The organism is Pseudomonas sp. H26/SER47-MNA-CIBAN-0231 (genome assembly GCF_040310465.1).
Classification (GTDB): Bacteria; Pseudomonadota; Gammaproteobacteria; order Pseudomonadales; family Pseudomonadaceae; genus Aquipseudomonas; species Aquipseudomonas atacamensis.
Map to the genome: position 1 here is coordinate 1 of NZ_JBEOPW010000082.1, position 271 is coordinate 271.

Consider the following 271-nt stretch of genomic DNA (forward strand, 5'->3'; position numbering starts at 1 on the left):
GTCGTCGCCCGCGTATTCCTTCTGCATGATGTCGGTCATCAAGGACTTGACGTCGGCTTCGTCAAAAATCGAGAAGCCGGGCTTGTAGCCCAGGCGAACATGTTCCTTGCGGATGATGTTCAGGCCCAGGTTGTGGAAGGTGCACACGGTCAGGCCGCGGCCTTCGCCGCCCTTGAGCAGGGTGCCGACCCGTTCCTTCATCTCGCGCGCAGCCTTGTTGGTAAAGGTCATGGCGACGATGTACTGGGCGCGGATGCCGCAGTTCTGGATC

Annotated in this window: 1 protein-coding gene; it reads right to left on the reverse strand. The window is 60.1% G+C overall.

Going from position 1 to position 271, the window contains the following annotated elements; all coding sequences use genetic code 11:
- On the reverse strand, nt 1–271 hold a 271-nt coding region (locus AAEZ10_RS27360), incomplete at both ends, for a UvrD-helicase domain-containing protein (protein WP_350571815.1).